Genomic DNA, 22,153 nt, shown 5'->3' on the forward strand with positions numbered 1-22,153 from the left:
GTTATAATATAACAAAAAAATATGGGTCATTGACTATGCAGCTCAAAACACAGCTTTTTGTTCTCTCATTATTATCATTTTCTATTCAGCAAGTGATGGCAGCAGATGAGACAAATACTAAGGAAGAGAAACCTGCCGAATTGGCAACAATTACGGTTAAAGCAGAACCTACAGCACCACCTAACAATACGTCTTTAGCAGAAGGGGCAACCAGTATTGGTAATGCCTTAAATGGACAGGCAGGGGTTTATTCAGCTCAATATACGGGAGGGGCGAGTCGTCCTGTGATTCGTGGTCAAGATGGCACACGTGTCAAGATTGTACAAAATGGTGGCGATGTGATGGATGTTTCATCCGTATCGCCAGACCATGCCGTTACGGTTGATCCAAACTCTGCCCAAGATATTCAGATATTAAATGGTGCTGAAGCATTACTATATGGTGCAGGTTCAGTCGGCGGACTGGTGAATGTTGTTGATGAAAAAATTCCAACCAGCATGCCAGATAAGGGCTATCAAGGAAAAGCCGGTGTTCGCTACAACTCAGGTAGTGATGAGCTACTTTATTCAGGGCAAGCGACAGTCGGTTTAGGTGATCATGTTGCGCTACGTGTTGGTGGTTTAAAGCGCGATGCCAATGACTATATCTTGCCTAAAGATTTACAAACAGATGAGCGTCGCCAAGACAGCACTTTTGCTGAATCTAAAAACTATAATGCTGGACTGTCTTGGATTGGTGACCGTGGATTTATCGGTGCATCATTTAGCCAACGCCATGATCAATATGGTATTCCTGCTGATAATGAGCTTTTTGGTTCATGTGAACGTGATGGCTTGCATCTGGTGTGTGGAGCAGGTGATTCAACCGAGCATGAGCATGATCACGAACATGATGCTTCATGGATTAATCTCAAAGAAAAGCGTTATGACTTAAAAGGTGAGTTAAAAGACCCATTTGCGGGTTTTGCTAAAGTTGCAGCGCAAGCAAGCTATACCGATTATCAACATGAAGAAATGCATAATACTGATGTCGGAACAACCTTTAAAAGCAAAGGGATTGATAGCCGAGTTACATTAGAAAATAATGCTTGGGCTGGTTGGACAGGACAAATTGGTGCGCAATATACCCAACAAAAACTAAATATTGTTGGTGATGAGTCCATTATGGACCCAAGCAAGACCCAACGTTATAGCGTATTTGGTTTGCAACAAAAACAAATCAATAACGTCAATCTTGCTGTTTCTTCTCGTGTTGACCATCAAACTATCGACATTGAGTCAGATCAAAAGAATTACACGGGTACTGGATATTCAGTTGCTGGTACAGCAAGCTGGGAATTTATTCCGCAATACAAATTGTCCCTCACAACTTCACACCAAGAGCGTTTGCCATTTGCTCAAGAGTTGTATTCGGACGGTATTCATATGGCGACCAATACCTATGAGTTGGGTAATGATGACCTTAAGAAAGAGCGCTCAAATAATGTTGAGTTAGGTTTGCACTTTAATAATGACCTCTTGAAATATAACGTAAGCGTGTTCCATAACCGTTTTGATAATTTCATTTATGCCAATACTTTGGATGAGTTCCAAGGCTTCCGTCTTATCCAATATAGTCAAGATGCAGCGAAGTTCTATGGCGTCGATGCTGACCTAAGCTACCAAATTTCACCTGTATATAATTTAGGGTTATTTGGCGATTATGTTCGCGGTAAAATTGATAATGAAAATGCACCACGTATTCCTGGTGGACGTTTAGGTACTAAAGTCAAAGCAGATTTTGGTGATGGTTGGGATGGTTCTGCCGAGTATTATCATGTGTTTAAACAAGACGATATTGCTAATTATGAAACCAAAGGTCAGAGCTATAACATGCTGAATTTAGGCGTTGGTTATAACGGGAAATATAGCAACATTAGTGACTACCGAGTGTTCTTGAATGCCAATAACTTGTTAGATAGCAAAATTTATCAGCATGAATCTTTCCTCGCAAATGTTCCACAAGTCGGACGTAATTTTACTGTAGGTGTAAACTTTAGTTTCTAAGGCCTAACACGAAACTAAACTTGAAAAATCAATCTAAAAGACCTAATTTGAAATGATCAAGTTAGGTCTTTTTTATGCGTATTTTTCAGCGAATTCATCAAAAAATAAATTGGTCAGGGCGTCGTTATATGGCGGTATTACTTTGCGTTGTTGCTATTGCATATGTTGCATCGGCAATTTACCACACAGTAAAACCATTACCACAGGGCATTAACTTTAGTGGCAAGCTTAGACATGCCGATGTCAAATTTTTAGCAGATAAAACCTATCTGGATGCCAATGGTCAGCAGAAGCTTGATCAGCATATTTTTGATGAAATCTTAAAAATGATTGATGAGGCAAAGACTACGATAGTGGTCGATATGTTCTTGTTTAATTCAGAAGTCGGTGATTCAAAAATAAAGCAAAGACCATTGATGCAAGAGCTGACTGATGCATTAATCAATAAAAAAAGACAAAACCATCAAATTCAGATTGTATTGATTACTGACCCGATCAACTCAGTTTATGGTGGTTTAAGGCCTGAACATTATCGTCAATTACGTCAAGCTGGTGTCGATGTTATCGAAACAAATCTGGCTCCTTTACGAGCGTCGAATCCACTTTGGTCAGGTTTTTGGTATATCTGTTGTCAGAATGTCGGAAATAATCCAGACAAGGGCTGGCTACCGAACCCATTTGGTAATGAAAAAATTACATTACGCAGTTATCTGAACTTATTTAATTTTAAAGCGAATCACCGTAAGACATTGGTCGTTGATACCGATGCTGGCTGGAAATCATTGGTCACTTCAGCAAATCCACACGATGGTAGTTCGAGACACTCTAATGTTGCGTTAGTTGTAACAGGAGCCACAGCTACTGATATTCTCCAAACAGAAGCTGCTGTTGCACAAATGTCTGGAAGTAGCTCTCCATCACTCATTTTAGGTGACTTTGAAAAAGATATAACCAAGCCTCAAGTTCAAGTGTTAACTGAAGGTGCGATCTATGAATCTGTACTGAAACTAATTAACTCGGCTAAACCTAAAGAACACCTCGATTTGAGTATGTTCTATTTATCTGAACGCAAGATTATTGAAGCTTTAAAAAATGCTCAAGCACGAGGTGTGATTGTTCGTGTTTTACTTGATCCAAATAAAGATGCATTTGGAAGACAAAAGAATGGTATTCCAAACCGTCAGGTTGCTTCAGAACTACATGCTGTAGGTATTCCAATCCGTTGGTGTGATACGCACGGTGAGCAGAACCATAGCAAAATGATTTTGAAATATAACTACCAGCAAGCTGAGTTGATTGTAGGTTCTGCCAATTTCACTGCTCGTAATTTAAAAAATTACAACCTTGAAACGGATATGTTGGTTATAGGCAAAGTTCAAGATCAAGTCTTTAAAGATGCTCAGGATTACTTCAATACTTCTTGGTCAAATCTACAAGGTAGACAGATGAGCGTCGATTATGCGAAATATGCCGACGAGTCTAGAGTGAAGTATTGGATTTATCGCTTTATGGAATGGTCAGGGTTATCGACTTTTTAATCACTACCTTTGGAGTTTTCCAAAAAAAAATGGCTTGTGCCTAGAGTCATCCACAACCTGCCCAAAATCTGCGATTAAATTGTTTTTGCAATAAAATTAGATAAACGAAAACAGTGAACAGGTTTTGTGGATGACAAATGCTTTTGGTTACTTTGGGCGAAACCAAAGTAACGAATTAGCTACTACAAGTAAAACTTAAAGCGGTAAGACCCCGTCGTGCTAATTAAAAATAGAGAATAAAACTTGGAATATTTTAAGGTGCTGGCGGAATCAATTGATCCAAAGCCTTATCATCTAACTTTTCTATTTCACTCAAATCAGTCTTAATCTTCCACTGCGATTCATCATCTACCGGATTGGGTAAACGTGCCTCAAGCCAATCACAAACGACATCTGGATTAAACTCAGGGTGATTACACTGAATGATCCATGATAGAAAGTCTTTTGCTTCACCATTCATATAAGGTGGTGGTGACACCGGAAAAAATAGTGTTGGTAGACGCTCATTCGTCGAGAGATAATTTAAAACGTGACCGAGTTCTTGTACGGTTTGCCATGCAAGTGGGTGTTCTACATCAATACTGAACTTAAACCACCAAGCGTGTTCGCCATCTGCTCCATGCGCCATGATACGGGCTTCTTGTACACTTGGAACTTTGCAGAAAAATTGATGAAGACGTTCAAAACTGATTTCAGACACAGCAATTGACCTAGCTTGGAAAATGCTAATGGTAGCACAGATACAGATTCTTCATATTTTCTTTATAGTCATTACAAACAATATCAATCAAGCCTGTTTTATTCATGGTTTCTCCTTGACTCTCTTTTAATCTAGCTCTATATCAAGACAAAAGGGATGCACCATGAAAAAGCCAATCGTTCTTGTACTTTCAACTTTAATGTTGGGTATATCTGCTACTGCGATGGCGGATTCAAATAATCGCTGGGATGATTATCACGGTAGAGATAATCGACATTATGAACACCACTATGACCATCGTTATGATCGACGCGATGACCATAGACCACCGGTTTGGTCAAATGCGAACCGTGGCCATGAATATGTCGTAATCAAGCGAGGGGAGCGTATACCTGTAGAATATCGTGATAACCGCTACTTCGTTTCAGACTGGCGTGCACACCGTTTATATGAGCCACCACGTGGATATCACTGGGTGAAAACACCGAATCAATATTTATTAGTTGATTTACACCACCAAGTTTATCGTGTTCGTTAAAAGAAAAATATAGAATTGAAAAGGCCTCAATATTTGAGGCCTTTTTTATGCTAATTCATCATCTTGTGGCTGAGGAGTTTTTAAAGATGCTGGAGTCTTTGAGTGCTTTTCTTTCATGACCGATGGATAATTCCATGAAGCAAAACGAACCACTAAAATAGAAATCGCTAAAATTAAAATTGAACCAGTAATAATGACTTGATCGATATCCGCTTTATGGTCATGTTGGATATCTGAAATCAGCAAACGCGTTAAGGCTGTAATTGCCACATAAATAAGAAATCGAACCGGCATATGATTGGTTTTAAAATAAATACCGACCATCGCTCCAAGTTCTAAGTAGATAAATAATAATAAAATATCATCAATTGAAGCATACTTTTTGATAGTTAAAATTTCAAAAACGGTATGTGCAGCTGACCAAGCCACCATACAGCCGATAATGAATAAAGCTAAATAATGAAAAGCTTCAACGGCATAGTGTCCAAACCGGTCGAGCGTTCTTTCAAACTTTTTAGGATCAGGCATAGTAAGATCTTTTTTTGATATGAGTATGCCTAGAAAATAAACAAATTTTATGCCAATAGAAATAGTAAATACAAAATAAAAAAACGCCTGATTACTCAGGCGTTTTTATGAAAAACTTAATTATGCTTGGTTCGTAAAGTAGTCTTCACTAAAGCCCATAATTAAGTCAGCACCCGCTTTAATTTTAGCAATACGTGCATCAATATCTGGCAAAATACGTTCAACAAAGTATTGAGCTAAAGCAAGTTTGTTTTGGTAGAAGTCACCAGATTTGTCTTTAGCTGCGGCAGCAATTTTCGCAAACATATAAGAGAAGCTGAGTAAGCCTACTGCATGTAAGTAATCAACAGCAGCAGCATTTGGGAAGTCTACATTTTCAGCAGCTTGCTCAATAATAAACTGAGTAATCGCTTCGATTTCAGTTGCAGCATCTAAAGTTGCATCTTTAATGAAGTTCAAATCTGTGTCTAAGTCATTTGCAAAGTCACGAATCTCAGTGATGTATTCAGCAATGAATGCACCGCCACATTTAATAGTTTTACGACCAATTAAATCTTGAGATTGAACGCCGTTGGTTCCTTCGTAGATTTGAGCAATACGAAGATCACGAATACATTGTTCCATACCCCATTCACGAATATAACCATGACCACCAAATACCATTTGAGCATCTAAAGTTGCTTGGAATGCTGTATCTGTAAGGTAAGCTTTTGCGATTGGTGTTAAAAGCGCAACGCGATTATTAGCTTTTTTCACAGCTTCTGCATCAGTTGAGAACTTAGTGATATCGAGCTGCTGACCTACATAAACTGCAAATGCACGTGATGCTTCATTGTTTGCACGTACGTTAAGTAACATACGACGTACATCACCATGAACTAAAATACTGTCAGCAGGTTTGCTTGGTGATTGAACGCCCGCAGCACTACGACCTTGTAAACGGTCTGTCGCGTATTGAGCAGCATTTTGATACGCAAACTCAGAAGCACCTAAGCCTTGAATACCCATTGATAAACGTTCGTAGTTCATCATAACGAACATTGCAGCAAGGCCTTCGTTTTCTTTACCAACGAGGTAACCTTTTGCTCCGTCAAAGTTCATCACACAAGTAGCAGATGCTTTGATACCCATTTTATGTTCAATAGAACCTGGACCAACATGGTTACGGTCGCCTAACGAGCCATCTTCATTTACTAGGTATTTCGGTACGATAAATAGCGAGATTCCACGTGAACCAGCAGGAGCATCAGGAGTTTTAGCAAGTACCAAATGAATGATGTTTTCTGCTAAATCGTTATCACCACCAGTAATGAAAATTTTAGTACCAGTAATGTTATATGTACCGTCTTCATTACGCTCTGCTTTAGTTTTGATAATACCTAAATCAGTACCTGCGTGTGGTTCAGTCAAGCACATGGTACCTGACCATTCACCTGAATAAATCTTAGGTAAATAAGTTTCTTTTTGCTCTTGAGAAGCATAACTGCTTAAAGCCATACCTGCACCTACTGAAAGAAGCGGGTAGAGCATGAAAGATGGGTTTGTCGCAAATAACATTTCATCGGCAAGAACGGTAAGCATTTTTGGCATGCCTTGACCGCCCCATTCTTCATCTGCGCCTAAGCCAATCCAACCACCTTCTGCATATTGACGAAATGCATCTTTAAAGCCAGCAGGAGTAAAGACTTCGCCATTTTCGTAACGAGCGCCTTCTTCATCACCAGTACGGTTTAATGGATGAGTCACGTTCTGAGCAAATTTAGCCATTTCTTCTAAAATTGCTTCAGCAGTTGCAGCATCTACATGAGCGAGTTTCTCATTAGACTGCCAAAATTGTTCTGCTTTAAATACATCATTTAAGATGAATTTCATATCAGCTAAAGGAGCATTGTAAATTGGCATAATCGTTCACCTTTTTTATGCACATCGACCTGTGCTAGATATCCTGTAAAACGAAATGGATATTGAATTTAAAGTCTAAATTTATCACTGATTTTATAAAAAAAGGACCGTCAAAACTGAGCAGTCCTTTTTTGGTTTTTAACATTGCATATCGCAACTAACTATGGTTAGAAAGCGAAATGTTCAGCATCTAATGACATCAATGGGTCTAGACCACCAGCAATCACGTCTACATGAGAACGTACGCGTGGCAAGATTTTCTTGAAGTAGAAGCGAGCAGTTGTAACTTTCGCGTTATAGAAATCAACGTCAGTTGTACCTTCTGCCAATTTCTCTTGTGCTACAAGTGCCATACGAGCCCATAGATAAGCTAAAGTCACGTAACCCGCGAAGTAGAGGTAATCTACAGCTGCTGCACCCACTTCATCCGGATTTTGCATTGCACGCATACCGATTTGCATAGTGAGGTCGCCCCATTCTTTGTTTAGCGCAGCAAGTGGCTCAACAAATTCTTTCATGGCAGCATTGTCTTTGTTTGCTTCTACAAACTTATGAACAATCTTAGTGAAATCACGAAGCATTGCACCTTGAGTTTGTAAAACTTTACGGCCTAACAAGTCTAGTGCTTGAATTTCAGTTGTACCTTCATACAAGCATGCAATACGTGTATCACGTACGATTTGCTCCATGCCATGCTCAGAAATAAAGCCATGACCACCGAACACTTGAACACCATGCTTAGCAGACTCAGAACCTGTTTCAGTTAAGAATGCTTTTGCAATAGGCGTCAATAAAGACAAGATGTTGTCAGCAAACTTGCGCTCTTCTTCAGATTCGCCTTTTTCAACGATATCTGCATATTGAGCAAGTAAGTAAACAAGTGCACGACCACCTTCAGCAAACGCTTTTTGAGTTAAAAGCATGTTACGAACAGCAGGGTGAACAATAATTGGATCTGCTTCTTTTTCTGGAGCTTTAGGGCCAGAAAGTGAACGCATTGCTAAACGCTCTTTCGCGTAAGTTAAGGCACCTTGGAAAGATGACTCAGATGCTGCTAAACCTTGAACAGCAGTACCAATACGTGCTGTGTTCATGAAGGTGAACATACAGTTCAAACCACGGTTTTCAGGTCCAATTAAATAACCTTTAGCTTGGTCAAAGTTGATGACACAAGTCGCGTTACCATGGATACCCATTTTGTGTTCGATAGAACCACAACGTACCGCATTACGCTCGCCCACAGTTCCATCTGCATTTACATGGAATTTAGGAACGATGAATAACGAAATACCTTTAGTACCTTTAGGTGCACCCGGAAGGCGAGCAAGAACGATATGGATGATGTTTTCAGCCATGTCATGTTCACCAGCAGAGATAAAGATTTTCTCGCCAGAGATTGCATAGCTACCATCTGCATTTGGTTCTGCTTTAGTACGGATAATACCTAAGTCTGAACCTGCATGAGATTCAGTTAAGCACATCGTACCTGTCCAAACACCTGAAACAAGGTTTGGTAAGTACGTATTTTTTTGCTCATCAGAACCATGATGTTCTAATGTACGTACTGCTCCGTGAGACAAGCCAGGGTACATACCCCATGCCCAGTTAGAGCTACCCACCATTTCTGAAATTGCGATACCTAAAGAGTTAGGTAAGCCTTGACCGCCGTATTGTTCTTCTGCTGATAAAGACGGGAAGCCAAGTTCAATATATTTTTGATAAGCTTCTTTAAAGCCTGTTGGTGTAGTGACAACACCATCATTCCAAGTACAACCTTCGCGGTCACCAACTTGGTTTAAAGGAGAAAGTTCATTTTCACAGAAGTCTGCCGCAGCTTCTAAATATTGATCAACCAATTCACGGCTTACGTTACCTTGGAAATCAGGTAATTTTGCATAGTGTTCTTCAGCATTTAATAATTCATGCAAAACGAATTGCATATCACGTAAGGGCGCTTTGTATTGTGGCATATCGGGTTCCTCAATACTGGTGAAACCAGAGTTATAATCCTAATCTACGATAATGTGCCATAAGAGGCACCTTGAACCATTACATCGTGCAACAACTTGCATAACTGTACAAGCACCTCAGGGCCTTTACTTTGTGACTGCAAAGTCAAGAAAAAAATACTTGAACTATGTAAGTGCTTTGAGTGTAAACACTTTTGGTGAAGTTTAGATGAGACAAATAGTCAAAATCGTAAGTAGTTATGTACACAAAAAAGGCACCTATAAGTGCCTTTTATTTGAATATTTTTAGAATTATTTTGCTTGAGGTGCTACTGGAGCCGGGGCATTTATTGGAGGTTGAGGGCGCTTTGGCTCAAAACGAAGATTACATGTACCTTCAAGTGTTCTATCTCCAACTTGAACATTTACAGCTTGACCATTTGCTTTGCCTTCACATGCTTTTTGAATCTGTTCAAAACGAGCTTGACGTTCTGCACGATGCTGTTCCCACGCTGCTTTTTGCTCAGGGGTAAATTCACGGTGTTTCATACGGTGGTGGCCATCTCGTGGACCATCTTGCATCATGTGATGTTCTGAATTAGGCGTTTGCGGGTTTGATTGACACGCAGCCAAACTGCCCATAGTTACAATTGCTGCACTGAATAATGCGATTTTTGCCGTCATTTTCATGTTTAAAGCTCTTTAATGTTTGTTTTCAGATGGCTTAAAGATTAGATAATAAAGATGAAGAAACAATGGAGAGTTTTTCTTTTCGTTGTTAGTTACAATGCCAAATATAAGGTAAAAATGAGAGAGTGCTTTTGAACGTACTACGTGTTCCCATTGCATTGCGGCTATTTTTAACGGTCTTGCTTACTACGCTGTTAATTGCAACCGCAAGTTTGAGTGTTCTGCACTGGACGATGCAAAAGAACTTTGCCAAATATGTGGCCGATGTTGAAATGCAAAAGCTAGATCGGCTCATGACGAATCTTGGGAATGTCTATACCGTTTATCATGATTGGGGAAATGCGATTCAGGCGCAAATCTTACAAATTGAAGGAACGGCAGCTCCAGATGATTATGATCGTCTTTCGCAGTGGTGGTTAAGACGCCAATATGATATTGCCATTCAGCAGCATTCGTTTGATGAGCACACTCTCATTAATGTTTCTCCAGATGGTGCGACTGCAAATAAAAACTCTATTTTTAGTGATGAAGAGCTACGCACACTGGAAAAGAATTTACCTTCTGAATATCAACCATTTGAAGGTTTGAAATTCCCATTAAGTGCCAACCAGTTCCGTCCACGTGATGACAGTAAAAACAAGTCAAAAAGAGGAAGTCTCAAAGATATTGAGACTCAAAATGGTAAGAAGCGCTTTATTGCTTTGCCAGACCGTTTGGGCTTAAGTTCTCGTTTATCTTTATATGATGCCAAACACCAATTTGTAGTCGGCGAACCACCGTCTTCAGATCAGATGTCTTATCGTCCCATTATCGTTAACAATCAGGTGGTCGGTTATTTAGGTCTAAAACCAGTTCTAGATAAAGAAGATGCTTTAAGTATTAATTTCTTTAGTAATCAAAAACGTTATTTACTTTTAATTTATGCCTTAACTTTACTATCGAGTTTAGTTGCAGCACTTTTAATGGCAACTTATTTTAAAAAGCCAATTCAACGGTTATTAAATGCAACAAAGGAGTTAACTAAGGGTAATTACCAACATCAAGTGGTTATTAAACGAAATGATGAACTTGGTGATTTATCAACTCAATTGAACCATTTGGCCGAGATTCTACATCAGCATGAAGAATCACGCCGTCAATGGGTTGCAGATACATCTCATGAATTGAAAACACCATTAGCTGTATTGCAAGCACAAATTGAAGCAATGCAAGATGGTATTCGAAAGGCGACCCCTGAACACCTTGATGCCATGATGCGACAAGTTTCGAGTTTAAAGAAACTCACTCAAGATCTTGCAGACTTGGCTCAGGCCGATGCTCAGCAACTTAAATGTTATGTTAGTTCGGTCAATCCATGGGACGTTGTATTACAAGAGGTCGAAAATTTTAGACCTAAACTCGAACAGGCAGGTTTAGAAATTGAGGTTGAAGGTGAGGGCGTTCCATTATTATTAGACCGTGACCGTTTTAAACAAATTATCGTCAATTTGATTAGTAATAGTATTCGTTATACCGAAACAGGTGGAAAAATTCATATTCATACACGTCAAACCGCCCAAGATTGGACTTTATATGTCGATGACAGCCCATTTGGTTTAAATGATGAACAATTGTCTCGTTTAGGTGAACGTTTTTATCGTGTCGATGATTCGCGCACGCGTAGTACAGGTGGAACAGGACTAGGCTTAGCTTTATCTTGTAAAATTGCGCAAGCGCTTGGTGGTACACTCAGTTTTGAGCACTCACCATTAGGTGGTCTACGTTGTGTACTGACCTTTGAAAAGCAGAGTTAAATAAAAGGAAAAATGGCCCATGAAACATGTAATGTTGGTTGAGGATGAAGTCGAGTTAGCGCAGCTAGTGCGTGATTATCTTGAGGCTGCTGGTTTCGAAGTTAGCATGTTTCATGATGGTCAAGATGCTTATACGAGCTTTCAACAACGCAAACCTAATTTAATGATTCTGGACTTAATGGTTCCAAGAATGGATGGTTTAACGATTTGCCGTAAGGTACGTGAACAGTCAGATTTACCGATTATTATGGTGACTGCGCGTACTGAAGAAATTGACCGTGTTTTAGGTCTAAATATGGGAGCAGACGATTATGTGTGCAAACCTTTTAGTCCAAAAGAGTTAGTTGCCCGTGTACAAGCAGTTTTACGTCGTTTGGAACGTAAGGCCGAGCCAGAACAAAATGATTCGTTCCGCATCGATAAAGCTCAACAAAGAATTTGGTATCAACAAAAATCTTTAAGTTTAACGCCGACAGAATTTCGCCTACTTGAGCTATTTTTAGAACATGTGGGGCAAGTTTATTCACGTGCACAATTATTAGACCATATTAATCCGGATAGCTTTGATGTTGCTGACCGAGTTATTGATAGCCATATTAAAAACTTGCGTCGAAAAATCACGGAAGTAGCGGAAACTGGTAACCGTCATGAGTGGATTCAAGCAGTTTACGGTGTAGGGTATCGCTTCGAATATCCAGAAGAATAATTGCTTGGAAAAGTTATTCTGTGGATAACCACAATGTTATCCACAGAAAATGTGGATAGTTTTCAGAGATTATGGATAAATTATAATCTTGGTGTGATTGGGAACTAACTGCCAAATTTCATCTATATCTACATTTCTAATTGCGATACAACCTAAAGTCCAATCTTTGTGGGGCATATAGGTTGAACTAAAAGGCATCGAGAGTAAGGATTTTGGAACGGATCCATGGATCATGATATTTCCGCCTGTTGGCTGGTTATGCTGTTTGGCATAAGCAATATCTTTCGCATCGGGATAGGAAATATGCAATGATTTATAGAAAGCACTTTTGGGATTGCGCCAGTCTATAGAATAAACACCTTCAGGTGTTTTACCATCATTTTCAAAATTTTTATGCCCTTCAGGGTTGAAGCCTAAACGAATAGGATAACGACGAATTACTTCCTGATTACTTTTGAGTAGAAGTATGCGTTGATTTTTAAACACTTCAATTGAGGTTACAGGTTTTGTCTTTATAAGATGGGATATCTCATTACTTGTAAGTGCTTCATGAGAGCCTGTAAAAGTAGGTAAATATTTTTCATACTTATAAAAAGCAATTCCGAGTGGAATGAATAGAAGTGTACAAATAATGATAGGTCTAATTTTCATATATTATTCTTTGATGATTAACAAACTCTCTTAAGCTAAGCCACTTAAGAGAGTTTTAGTTTTTTAATTTTAAGACGAACAACTCACTGCTACATCAGGTACATCACTTGGTAATGGACCTAAATCTTCTGGTTTTTCCAAGTCTGGCTGTCGTGTATAAGGATGATTGAGTAGCTTAAACAAACGGTCTACTTCACTAAAATCATCTCGCTCCGCTGCTTCAATCGCTCGTTGTGCCATGTGATTACGTAAAATATAAATTGGATTTGCTTCTTGCATGTTTGCATCAAGTTCATCTGTATCTTGATGCTCACGAATGCTTTCATATTGGGTAAGAAACTCATCAAACTGTCGAATATCGAGGCAATCATCACGTAGAGCCTTATACTCTTTATTTTGTAGTCGAATAAAACTTTGAGTGTAATCTAGCTGCTCGGTTTGTAAGATTCTTAAAAAAGCAAAACTACAATCAAGGCTATCTTTATGGAAATGAGGAAGTCCCATTTTTTTGCACAATCCAGTGGTGTAGTACTCAATAAAGGTGGGTTCAAACTCTTCTAAGCAAGCAGCTAATTCTTCTTTGAATTGCTCTTTTTGCTCAGGTTCAGCAAGTGGAATAAGATTATTTAACCAAGTCCATAAATTCCAGTGTGCAATACTTGGCTGGTTTTGGTAGGTGTAACGCCCTTGGTAGTCAGAATGGTTGTTAATCCAATTGGGGCGAAAGCGTTCCATAAAACCATATGGACCAAAATCGAGTGTAGAACCTGTAATATTTAAGTTATCGGTATTCATCACGCCGTGAGCAAAACCGACCAGCTGCCATTTGGCAATCATGATGGCTGTATTTCTAATCACAGCTTTAGCAAAAGCTAAAATGGGTTGTTCTTCTTTTTTGCATTCTGGATAGTGCCATTCAATACATTTTTGAGTGAACTCTGCCAATAACTCAGGCGCATATTGATTGATCCATTCAAAATGACCTAAACGGATATGACATTCAGATGTTCTGAGCAGCATTGCGCCAGGCTCTAGTTTTTCACGCTGTACACCTTGAGCAGAGCTTGTAAAACCTACTGCATGACTTGAAGCGACTCCTAGCGCATTTAAGGCATGACCTGCTAAATATTCACGAACAACTGAACGTAGAACTGCTCGACCATCTCCCATACGCGAATAGGGAGTAGGGCCTGCACCCTTCAAATGCAAATCGATGGTTTGGCCTTTTTTATTCAGAATTTGGCCAATAAGTAAACCACGTCCGTCGCCTAGCTGACCTGCCCATTGTCCAAACTGATGGCCTGCATAAACCATTGCTAAAGGGGGAAACTCTGAGAAAGTCCGCTGACCACTGCAAATTTCTACCCAAGCTTGTTTTTCTTCATCTGTCCATTGTAACTCTTCGGCTAAAGCTAAATTGAAGTGACCAGCTTTCGCACCACGCAGAGGAGAAGGCTGTTGTATATGAAAAAGCTTTGGATTGAGTGATGAATAAAGCGGATTGAATTGCATAGGCTGGACTAAATATTTGAGGCGAACTTCACTATACCATAGTTAAAAACGAGCCAAAAAAATAGCGCCTGCAAAGCATGGCTTTACAGACGCTATTTCAAACTAGAGTCGTATTAGTCTGGTACGACGTTTGTGTTCTTTTTAATGTTGCGCATTAAAGTTTCTAAACACTCACGGTGATGACTCAAACGATGTTCAAGCAATTGGAAATCAACTTTTAACTTATGATCCATTTTATGAATCTTTTCAGCCATAGCTGCTTTCTTCGCTTGTAACTCTTGTTCTTTGAGTTTCGCCCAGTCATTTAAAGTATGGGTAAATGCTTCATATTCTTGAGCAATACGTTGCTTCATTTGACTCATATCGGCATTTACATCATGTCCATAAATAGCAAGGTCTTGTTCAGCATATTTAAACTTCATTGCCAATTCTGCTTTTTTAATATTAAAGCTTGGAATACGACGTAAGTTCTTTGCTAAACCAACTTTAGAACATGTCCAGATTAACCATTTAGTCGGGTCATACTGCCACCATTTCACACCATTACGATAATCGTATTGGAAAATATGGTGATAGTTATGGTAACCCTCGCCCCATGTCGCAATCGCTAACCAGAAGTTATCGCGTGCTGAGTTTTCATCGGTATAAGGACGTTTACCAAACATATGGCAAAGTGAGTTAATGAAGAATGTTACTTGATGGCTAATAATTAAACGTAATAAGCCACCGAGAAGAACAACTCCCCATAAATCGCCAGTTGCCCAACCAACTAAACCTAAAATACCGACATGAACTGCTACAACCAGCAAAGCATAGTATTTATGCTGGAACATCACGAGTTTGTCGTTGAGCAAATCAGGTGCATTTTTAAAGTCAGGTTTAGATGGAGAATGATCGCGGATCATCCAACCCATATGGGCATACCAGAAACCACGTTCAATTGAATACGGATCTTCATCCACATGGTCAACATGGCGGTGGTGAGTACGGTGACCAGATGCCCAAAACAGAATACTGTTTTGTACAGCAAATGTGCCGCCAATCATTAAAAGAATTTTAAGTGGTAATGACGCTTCATAAGCACGGTGTGCCCAAAGACGGTGGTAACCAGCAGTAATCCCCATGCTACTTAAAGCTAAAAGAAAAAATAAGCTTACCCATGCGCTTACACTAAAATCATAATAATACGCATAAATCGGGATTATGATTGCAGCAAGAATTGGTAAACCAATTAAGGTAATGCTAGCGGTCCAGTTAATTGGGGCCTTGAGTGGGGCGGAAGTCATATCCGGCAGCGCTCCTAGAAACCTTGTCATACAAGGTAAAAAGACAAAACGACATAGCAAAACCAATCATCAAGATTTATTGCTATTTTGCACATCATATTAGCACGTGCATAGTGAGAATCACTAACATTATTGTACAGATGTATTGAAAGAACCGTAACAGAATTAAACCATGCTTGGCAACATTTCAGATAGGAGAAGTTGTGTAATGAAAATACAGCGATTGAGAAAAAAGAATAGCATTGATATTGCAGGAAAATTGCCATTGAAATGTCTTTTCATCGCAATCAGCCTTGTATTGGCAGCATGTCAAAGCGCGCCGCAACAAAATATTCAAAAAGGCCATGTAAAACCAACTCACCATGTACAAACACCAGTAGTCAAAAAGAAAGTGAGCCCAGAAGGTATTCAAGATATTGACTGGCAAATTACTCAAATCAACGGTCATAAGGCAAAATTCTTTAACCAATGGCCGACTCTTTCATTGAACTCAGCAGTCAAAACGGTGTCTGGTCATACGGGATGTAATCGTGTTTTTGGACGCTATACTTTCGATTTCAACCAAAAGAAACTTGATATGGAAGTGAATGCGGGTCATTCAAGTTGTGATGGCGCTTTGGCTCAAGAAGCAGAACTAGTTGACTCTTTACAACGTATTCAACGCTTCCAGTTGGTAGGTAATACCTTGTATTTACTTGATCAGAGCGGACAACGCCTGATTCAGGCAGAGAAAAAATAAAAGGTGGTTAATACCACCTTTTTTATATTTAAAGTGCTTCGAGCATTGTTGTGGGAATATCTGTAATTAACCCCTGAATATCTAAATCACGGAGCTTTTTTGCTCTTTCTACATCATTAACTGTCCAGACACTAATGTTTAAACCTGCTTGATGAGATAGTTGAATCATTTCATCTGTAGCAAGTTGGTCATACCAACCAATATGACAGCAACCAAATTGATGAGCGAGTTCAATTGCTGTGGCTCCAACTGGAATTTCAACTAACAAACCGCGCTTAAATTGTGAGTTGATATCACGTAAGGCAGTTAAAATTTGAAGATCGAAACTTGTGATAGTTACGACTTTTTCATAACCCTGTAATTCAGACTCAAGCTTTTGAACTAACTTTTCTGCAAAAGCCATATCTCTGACAGCTTTAACCTCAACTTCAATATGATCGAAGTTATCAAGCAGGTTTAAAACATCTGTAAGAGTGGGTGTTGGCTCTGAATTTGGCCAGTTGGGCCAGTTTTGGCGATGATCAAATGTTAAAGCTTGAGCCAAAGTGGACTGCTCAACAATTTGGTCGACTCCAGCTGTACGTAAAAAATTATCGTCATGAATAACGACCAATTCTTGGTCCTGAAGCTGACGAATATCAAATTCGACACCACGAATACCTAAGTTTTTTATGTGCTGAAAACCACCTAATGTATTTTCAGGAGCTTCTCGGCGTGCACCACGATGACCAATAATGCGCATAATTTTCTTCTATTCAGTTATTGTTGGTTATGGTCTCTTCAAAAGTAGAGACCATACTTAAGTTAGTCTATTTTTAAATAATCTCATTAATATTTTTTTGCCAAAGGACTTCTTGTCCACCTTCGGCACGCTGTAGAGCACGAGATGCGACAAATAACCAGTCTGATAGACGGTTTAAAAGTTGGAGCGCCGTGGCTTGAATATTTTGATCACGCGTTTGTACTGACATGAGTGACCGTTCTGCACGACGGCAAACAGCACGCGCTTGATGAGCATAACTGCAAGATAAAGAGCCAGATGGCAGAATAAACTCTTTCAGCATAGGCAAATCTTCATTCATACGGTCAATTTCTTTTTCCAGAAACTCAATACAAACGGGCTGAAGTAAATTGTAATTTGGAATACAGACTTCGCCACCTAAGTCGAAAAGCCAATGTTGAATCAAGCTCAGGCTTTTGTCCCAATCTGCTTTATTAGTCACTTGGCTGGCTGTGATTTGTGCACGGAGTACACCAATAATTGCGTTCAGTTCATCAACATCACCAAGTGCCGCAATTCGTAAATCATCTTTGGCAACACGAGAGCCATCGCCTAAACCTGTTGTGCCTGAGTCGCCTGTGCGTGTATAGATTTTGCTTAAACGGTGTCCCATGATGGATATCCTGAACATAAAAAAGGGGATAATGTCGGTCAAAACATTACCCCGAAACTGGAGTTAATAAAATATTTTTATAATCAGATTGAAAAATTAATAACGGAAAGTTACGCCAACAGAAGCTTGGCGACCTGAATTAACATACCAGTCATTTGAAGGATATGTATTTAATACTTCACGATATTGAACATCACCTACATTTTGAATATTGGTAAATAATTTTACGTTAGGAATAACGTTCCAATAAGCATTTAAGTCTACTGTTGCGTAACCTGGTACTCGCATAGAGTTTGCAGAATCTGCATAAGATTTAGCTCTAGCGATTAACGAGGCACTAATTCCATACACTGCATTCTCTAAACCTGTGCTTACAGTGAGAGTCTGGCGAGGGCGATAAGCAATTTCTGTATTGTCTTTTTCATTTTCTGTTTTTACGTAAGCATATTCAGTAGATAAGAACAGATCATCTTGATGCCACTTTACTCCAGCTTCGCCACCAGTAAAATTCGCCTTAGCTATATTTGTATTAGTGCCTGCATTGTAGGCAATAAGATCTTTAATTTTTGTATGATAAACAGAAAAATTAGTACTCACATTAGAGGTAAGATCATAGTTCACACCCATTTCATAAGAAGTGCTTTTTTCTGGCGCTAAGTTTTCATTACCTCCCCATTGTGAATATAGTTCATTCAAGGTTGGAGCTCTGAAAGCACTGCCGATATTTGCATATACACTAGCATTAGGTAAGAAATGATAGCGGATAGCACCTTGTCCAACAGTATGAGTACCAAAGCGTTGGTTGTCTTCTAAGCGAACGCCAACTTGGGTGTCAAAAAGATCATTTTTGAGTTGATGCTGTAAATAATATCCCGTGCTATTTACACTTTTATCTGAGTTAAGAATGGTATTACTTTTATAATTTGCATCGTTATATGTTGCACCAACCAAAATGTTCTGATTTGGAGTAAATTTCCATTTCAGGTTTAGATCGCTTTCATTGTTTTCAGTATTGTAATATGAGTCGTAAGCAGGAACATTTTGTTTATCCTGAACATTTGCATAGTGTGCATTGATGATGAGATCAGGCAAAATATTATAAGCAACTTTCGTGTTGATAACTCGATTTTCGAATAGGCGCTGTGCTGTGTTGGTTATGTAATCATTACTGAAAACATTAGTGCCTTTATTTTCACTAATTGAAGCAGAAGCATCTATTAAGTTTTCTTGAAAGAAGCCTACTTTAGCGTGATAACCTTTTTGATCATATCCAGCCTTTTCATTTTCTGGTTGGCTTTCAAAAATACGTGTTCCATCACTTTCTAAGCGTTGTCCACCTATTTGAGCATAGAAACCTTGATCACTTACAAGATTGGCATTAACAATAGTCTTATAGGTATTATTTTCACCATAAATACCTGTTAGCTCAGCACTTGTTTTCTCAGGTTTTTTAGAAATTAACTGAACTACACCGCCAATAGCATCGCTTCCATATTGAACTGATGCTGGGCCTTTTAAGATTTCAATTTGTTGAACATCTGTTGTATCTAAAAATGCTGGATATAAAGGACCAAGTTCATTTTGACTATTTAAACGAGCGCCATCTTTAAGAACCAATGTATGAACTGATTTAGTACCACGAAGAGAAATTTCAGAAATCTGACCTAGACCACCGCTTTGTTTTACGTAGATGGATGGGTCTCGTTGAATAATATCTGAAACGTTTAATAATGGATTCTGCTCAATGGTTTTTTCATCAATCACTGAAATACGAGCCGGAACTTCGCTTGCTTTTTCAGCGCTTTTTGAAGCAGTCACTACAATTGGATCGAGCTGAGTTGCGGTAGTTGTATCTTCAGCAAAAATAACAGGTGAACACCCCATCGCAATAGCGATAGCCCCTACCAGACGAGTAGGTTGAAAAGACTTAGACATAACATGCTCCATACATTCACCCCACGTGAATGATCGGGTAGATAGATGAAACAAGCAGGTCTCCGGACTTCAGCGCCATAAATCATTTATGGACATATTCACCTTCCCACATCACTGCAGTGGTGTAAGTCGATCTCGACTTAAAAAATATGCTTTACATTGTTACCGTTGCGGGGGCAGTGCCGGACTTTCACCAGCTTCCCTAAAGCATCAATTGCTTACACTTGCTTCCATTTGAACGCAGTATAAAGTGCCGAATTACTTCCTACAATGTCATTTCGAGCAATTCCCAGAGAACTTTTACGCAAGGGGCAAAAATTGCATTACAATGGCGTTTATTTTAAAAAATGGTTGTAGTTTAGGCAGATCATGAGCCCATCAAACCAAAAACGTACACGAGCAAAAATCTGTGGAATTACTCGTAAGCAGGATGTTCAAGCAGTAGTCACAGCTGGAGCAGATGCGATAGGTTTTGTTTTTTTCCCGCCAAGTCCAAGAAATGTAACAGTTGAACAAGCACAAGAATTAGCAAAACACGTTCCGCCTTATGTACAAATGGTAGGTTTGTTTGTAAATGCGAGTGCTGCTGAAATTCAGGATGTACTTGATTGTGTTCCCCTAGATGTATTACAACTACATGGCGATGAAACTCCAGAACAATGCCAAGATATTGCTCGCCATTGTAAGCGTCGCTGGTATAAAGCGATTCAGGTCAAACCTGATCTGGATGTAGTTGCTGAAATTCAAAAATATCAGGTAGCTGGTGCCAGTGCTGTATTGCTCGATGCGTGGCATCCTGAGCTTAAAGGGGGCACAGGACATCAGTTTGACTGGTCTAAATTCCCGAAACTTGATATTCCATTAATTTTGGCAGGTGGTTTAACCCCTGACAATGTCATTGACGCTATTCATACTACCGGTGCTTTTGCAGTAGATGTGAGCGGAGGCGTAGAGTCCGCAAAAGGTATAAAAGACCAACAACTCATTGAACGATTTATGCAAGGAGTCCAACGTGGATCAGCAAAATAATGTGATTGACTATACCCAATTCCCAGATGCAAATGGGCATTTCGGTATCCATGGCGGACGTTTTGTGTCAGAAACACTCATGGCGGCATTAGAAGATTTAGAAAATCTCTATTCCCGCATGAAAAATGATGAACAGTTTTTGGCAGAATTCGACCGTGACCTCGCCTACTATGTAGGTCGTCCTAGTCCACTTTATTATGCTGAGCGATGGTCAAAAGAGTTAGGTGGTGCGCAAATTTACCTTAAACGTGAAGACTTGAACCATACAGGCTCACACAAGGTAAACAACACGATTGGTCAGGCACTACTTGCAAAGCTTTCTGGTAAAAAACGTATTATTGCCGAAACTGGTGCAGGGCAGCATGGTGTAGCAACAGCAACCATTGCAGCACGTTTAGGTCTTGAATGTGTTGTGTACATGGGTGCTGAAGATGTTAAGCGTCAAGCCATGAACGTGTATCGTATGCGTTTGTTGGGTGCAACTGTTGTACCTGTGCAAAGTGGCTCTAAGACATTAAAAGATGCCATGAATGAAGCAATGCGTGACTGGGTAACCAACGTTGATACGACTTACTATGTCATTGGTACAGTTGCAGGTCCGCATCCTTACCCTCAACTTGTTCGTGACTTCCAGTCAATTATTGGCCGTGAAGCTCGTAAACAGATTTTGGAGCAAGCAGGTCGCTTACCAGATGCATTAGTTGCTTGTGTTGGTGGTGGTTCAAATGCAATGGGCTTGTTCTATCCATTCTTAAATGATGCCAATGTAAAAATGTATGGTGTTGAGGCTGCTGGCTTTGGTATTGAAACTGGTAAACACTCTGCGCCGTTAAATGCAGGCCATGTGGGTGTATTGCATGGTAACCGTACTTACCTAATGAGTGATGAACAAGGCCAAATTATCGAGACACATAGTATCTCGGCAGGTTTGGACTATCCGGGTGTTGGTCCTGAACATAGCTTCTTGAAAGATATGAAGCGTGTAGAATACGTGCCAATTAACGATACAGAAGCTCTTCAAGGTTTCCGTGACTTAACCAAAATCGAAGGGATTATTCCTGCGCTTGAAAGCTCACATGCAATGGCGTATGTCTCTAAGCTTGCACCAACCATGTCTAAAGATCAGATTATTATTGCGACTGTTTCAGGCCGTGGCGATAAAGATTTAATGACAGTTGCACGCATTGATGGCGTAGAAATGGTTGAGATGTAAGAGGA

Annotated in this window: 19 protein-coding genes and 1 riboswitch; of the genes, 8 read left to right on the plus strand and 11 right to left on the minus strand. The window is 39.6% G+C overall.

All coding sequences use genetic code 11. The annotated features are described in order from the left end of the window. Positions 1-35: 35 nt before the first annotated feature. Positions 36-2,045 (plus strand): zinc piracy TonB-dependent receptor ZnuD, encoded by a 2,010-nt coding sequence (gene znuD / locus RMA95_RS05660; RefSeq protein WP_311069848.1) that lies wholly within the window; start codon positions 36-38, stop codon positions 2,043-2,045. A 74-nt stretch (positions 2,046-2,119) separates the two neighbouring features. Continuing rightward, the gene (locus RMA95_RS05665) at positions 2,120-3,583 is read left to right on the plus strand and encodes a phospholipase D family protein (RefSeq protein ID WP_311069849.1); all 1,464 of its coding nucleotides are present in this window, start codon (positions 2,120-2,122) and stop codon (positions 3,581-3,583) included. A 253-nt stretch (positions 3,584-3,836) separates the two neighbouring features. Here RMA95_RS05665 and RMA95_RS05670 read toward each other — a convergent pair whose 3' ends face one another. After that, positions 3,837-4,283 carry a hypothetical protein gene (locus tag RMA95_RS05670; protein ID WP_004705683.1) on the minus strand — a complete coding sequence of 149 codons (447 nt, stop codon included), beginning with the start codon at positions 4,281-4,283 and terminating at the stop codon, positions 3,837-3,839. Positions 4,284-4,446: 163 nt separating this feature from the next. On the opposite strand from RMA95_RS05670, the gene RMA95_RS05675 reads away from it, so the two are divergent. Next, positions 4,447-4,821 (plus strand): RcnB family protein, encoded by a 375-nt coding sequence (locus RMA95_RS05675; protein ID WP_311069850.1) that lies wholly within the window; start codon positions 4,447-4,449, stop codon positions 4,819-4,821. Positions 4,822-4,866: 45 nt separating this feature from the next. Here RMA95_RS05675 and RMA95_RS05680 read toward each other — a convergent pair whose 3' ends face one another. The 4 genes from RMA95_RS05680 to RMA95_RS05695 form a co-directional block, all read right to left on the minus strand. Then, on the minus strand, positions 4,867-5,349 hold the full coding sequence (locus RMA95_RS05680; protein ID WP_311069851.1) for a phosphate-starvation-inducible PsiE family protein: 483 nt from the start codon (positions 5,347-5,349) through the stop codon (positions 4,867-4,869). 120 nt (positions 5,350-5,469) lie between these two features. Further along, positions 5,470-7,251 carry an acyl-CoA dehydrogenase C-terminal domain-containing protein gene (locus tag RMA95_RS05685; RefSeq protein ID WP_263614567.1) on the minus strand — a complete coding sequence of 594 codons (1,782 nt, stop codon included), beginning with the start codon at positions 7,249-7,251 and terminating at the stop codon, positions 5,470-5,472. 167 nt (positions 7,252-7,418) lie between these two features. Beyond that, positions 7,419-9,221, minus strand: a complete 1,803-nt coding sequence (locus RMA95_RS05690) for an acyl-CoA dehydrogenase C-terminal domain-containing protein (protein ID WP_019457492.1) — start codon at positions 9,219-9,221, stop codon at positions 7,419-7,421. A 291-nt stretch (positions 9,222-9,512) separates the two neighbouring features. Then, the gene (locus RMA95_RS05695) at positions 9,513-9,890 is read right to left on the minus strand and encodes a hypothetical protein (protein WP_263614566.1); all 378 of its coding nucleotides are present in this window, start codon (positions 9,888-9,890) and stop codon (positions 9,513-9,515) included. A 131-nt stretch (positions 9,891-10,021) separates the two neighbouring features. On the opposite strand from RMA95_RS05695, the gene baeS reads away from it, so the two are divergent. Further along, positions 10,022-11,683: a sensor histidine kinase efflux regulator BaeS gene (gene baeS, locus RMA95_RS05700; protein WP_311069852.1), complete on the plus strand. Its 1,662-nt coding sequence runs from the start codon at positions 10,022-10,024 to the stop codon at positions 11,681-11,683. 19 nt (positions 11,684-11,702) lie between these two features. Beyond that, complete coding sequence (locus RMA95_RS05705; RefSeq protein ID WP_263614564.1) at positions 11,703-12,389, plus strand: response regulator; 687 nt, start codon at positions 11,703-11,705, stop codon at positions 12,387-12,389. 69 nt (positions 12,390-12,458) lie between these two features. Here the strand turns inward: RMA95_RS05705 and RMA95_RS05710 are convergent, their stop codons facing one another. The 3 genes from RMA95_RS05710 to RMA95_RS05720 form a co-directional block, all read right to left on the minus strand. Further along, the gene (locus RMA95_RS05710) at positions 12,459-13,040 is read right to left on the minus strand and encodes a L,D-transpeptidase family protein (protein ID WP_311069853.1); all 582 of its coding nucleotides are present in this window, start codon (positions 13,038-13,040) and stop codon (positions 12,459-12,461) included. 69 nt (positions 13,041-13,109) lie between these two features. After that, the gene (locus RMA95_RS05715; RefSeq protein WP_311069854.1) at positions 13,110-14,552 is read right to left on the minus strand and encodes a protein adenylyltransferase SelO family protein; all 1,443 of its coding nucleotides are present in this window, start codon (positions 14,550-14,552) and stop codon (positions 13,110-13,112) included. Between the two features lie 113 nt (positions 14,553-14,665). Continuing rightward, positions 14,666-15,838 carry an acyl-CoA desaturase gene (locus tag RMA95_RS05720; protein ID WP_263614561.1) on the minus strand — a complete coding sequence of 391 codons (1,173 nt, stop codon included), beginning with the start codon at positions 15,836-15,838 and terminating at the stop codon, positions 14,666-14,668. A gap of 208 nt (positions 15,839-16,046) precedes the next feature. On the opposite strand from RMA95_RS05720, the gene RMA95_RS05725 reads away from it, so the two are divergent. Beyond that, a complete protein-coding gene (locus RMA95_RS05725; RefSeq protein ID WP_311069855.1) occupies positions 16,047-16,577 on the plus strand; it encodes an META domain-containing protein in 531 nt (176 codons plus the stop codon). Between the two features lie 28 nt (positions 16,578-16,605). On the opposite strand, the gene RMA95_RS05730 is transcribed toward RMA95_RS05725, so the two are convergent. From RMA95_RS05730 to RMA95_RS05740, 3 genes are all read right to left on the minus strand, one after another. Further along, positions 16,606-17,319: a glycerophosphodiester phosphodiesterase gene (locus RMA95_RS05730; protein WP_311069856.1), complete on the minus strand. Its 714-nt coding sequence runs from the start codon at positions 17,317-17,319 to the stop codon at positions 16,606-16,608. A 73-nt stretch (positions 17,320-17,392) separates the two neighbouring features. Next, positions 17,393-17,971: a cob(I)yrinic acid a,c-diamide adenosyltransferase gene (locus RMA95_RS05735; RefSeq protein WP_068564952.1), complete on the minus strand. Its 579-nt coding sequence runs from the start codon at positions 17,969-17,971 to the stop codon at positions 17,393-17,395. Between the two features lie 96 nt (positions 17,972-18,067). Then, positions 18,068-19,918 (minus strand): TonB-dependent siderophore receptor, encoded by a 1,851-nt coding sequence (locus RMA95_RS05740; RefSeq protein WP_080746755.1) that lies wholly within the window; start codon positions 19,916-19,918, stop codon positions 18,068-18,070. Positions 19,919-19,941: 23 nt separating this feature from the next. After that, a riboswitch (cobalamin riboswitch) is annotated at positions 19,942-20,149 on the minus strand. 126 nt (positions 20,150-20,275) lie between these two features. Between RMA95_RS05740 and RMA95_RS05745 the strand changes: the two genes are divergently transcribed. Then, complete coding sequence (locus RMA95_RS05745) at positions 20,276-20,935, plus strand: phosphoribosylanthranilate isomerase (protein ID WP_311069857.1); 660 nt, start codon at positions 20,276-20,278, stop codon at positions 20,933-20,935. Further along, positions 20,919-22,148, plus strand: a complete 1,230-nt coding sequence (trpB, locus tag RMA95_RS05750; protein ID WP_000372734.1) for a tryptophan synthase subunit beta — start codon at positions 20,919-20,921, stop codon at positions 22,146-22,148. The genes RMA95_RS05745 and trpB overlap by 17 nt, the downstream gene beginning before the upstream one ends. Positions 22,149-22,153 lie beyond the last annotated feature (5 nt).

Source organism: Acinetobacter sp. V110_1 (genome assembly GCF_031798975.1).
GTDB lineage: Bacteria > Pseudomonadota > Gammaproteobacteria > Pseudomonadales > Moraxellaceae > Acinetobacter > Acinetobacter nosocomialis_A.

What these genes read in the sequence shown, in the direction of transcription:
- RMA95_RS05715 (WP_311069854.1), bottom strand. Translation starts at nt 14,552, where the DNA reads ATGCAATTCAATCCGCTTTATTCATCACTCAATCCAAAGCTTTTTCAT.
- RMA95_RS05730 (WP_311069856.1), bottom strand. Translation starts at nt 17,319, where the DNA reads ATGCGCATTATTGGTCATCGTGGTGCACGCCGAGAAGCTCCTGAAAAT.
- RMA95_RS05680 (WP_311069851.1), bottom strand. Translation starts at nt 5,349, where the DNA reads ATGCCTGATCCTAAAAAGTTTGAAAGAACGCTCGACCGGTTTGGACAC.
- RMA95_RS05685 (WP_263614567.1), bottom strand. Translation starts at nt 7,251, where the DNA reads ATGCCAATTTACAATGCTCCTTTAGCTGATATGAAATTCATCTTAAAT.
- RMA95_RS05720 (WP_263614561.1), bottom strand. Translation starts at nt 15,838, where the DNA reads ATGACTTCCGCCCCACTCAAGGCCCCAATTAACTGGACCGCTAGCATT.
- RMA95_RS05705 (WP_263614564.1), top strand. Translation starts at nt 11,703, where the DNA reads ATGAAACATGTAATGTTGGTTGAGGATGAAGTCGAGTTAGCGCAGCTA.
- RMA95_RS05740 (WP_080746755.1), bottom strand. Translation starts at nt 19,918, where the DNA reads ATGGAGCATGTTATGTCTAAGTCTTTTCAACCTACTCGTCTGGTAGGG.
- RMA95_RS05745 (WP_311069857.1), top strand. Translation starts at nt 20,276, where the DNA reads ATGAGCCCATCAAACCAAAAACGTACACGAGCAAAAATCTGTGGAATT.
- RMA95_RS05690 (WP_019457492.1), bottom strand. Translation starts at nt 9,221, where the DNA reads ATGCCACAATACAAAGCGCCCTTACGTGATATGCAATTCGTTTTGCAT.
- znuD (WP_311069848.1), top strand. Translation starts at nt 36, where the DNA reads ATGCAGCTCAAAACACAGCTTTTTGTTCTCTCATTATTATCATTTTCT.
- RMA95_RS05675 (WP_311069850.1), top strand. Translation starts at nt 4,447, where the DNA reads ATGAAAAAGCCAATCGTTCTTGTACTTTCAACTTTAATGTTGGGTATA.
- RMA95_RS05695 (WP_263614566.1), bottom strand. Translation starts at nt 9,890, where the DNA reads ATGAAAATGACGGCAAAAATCGCATTATTCAGTGCAGCAATTGTAACT.
- RMA95_RS05710 (WP_311069853.1), bottom strand. Translation starts at nt 13,040, where the DNA reads ATGAAAATTAGACCTATCATTATTTGTACACTTCTATTCATTCCACTC.
- RMA95_RS05665 (WP_311069849.1), top strand. Translation starts at nt 2,120, where the DNA reads ATGCGTATTTTTCAGCGAATTCATCAAAAAATAAATTGGTCAGGGCGT.
- RMA95_RS05735 (WP_068564952.1), bottom strand. Translation starts at nt 17,971, where the DNA reads ATGGGACACCGTTTAAGCAAAATCTATACACGCACAGGCGACTCAGGC.
- RMA95_RS05725 (WP_311069855.1), top strand. Translation starts at nt 16,047, where the DNA reads ATGAAAATACAGCGATTGAGAAAAAAGAATAGCATTGATATTGCAGGA.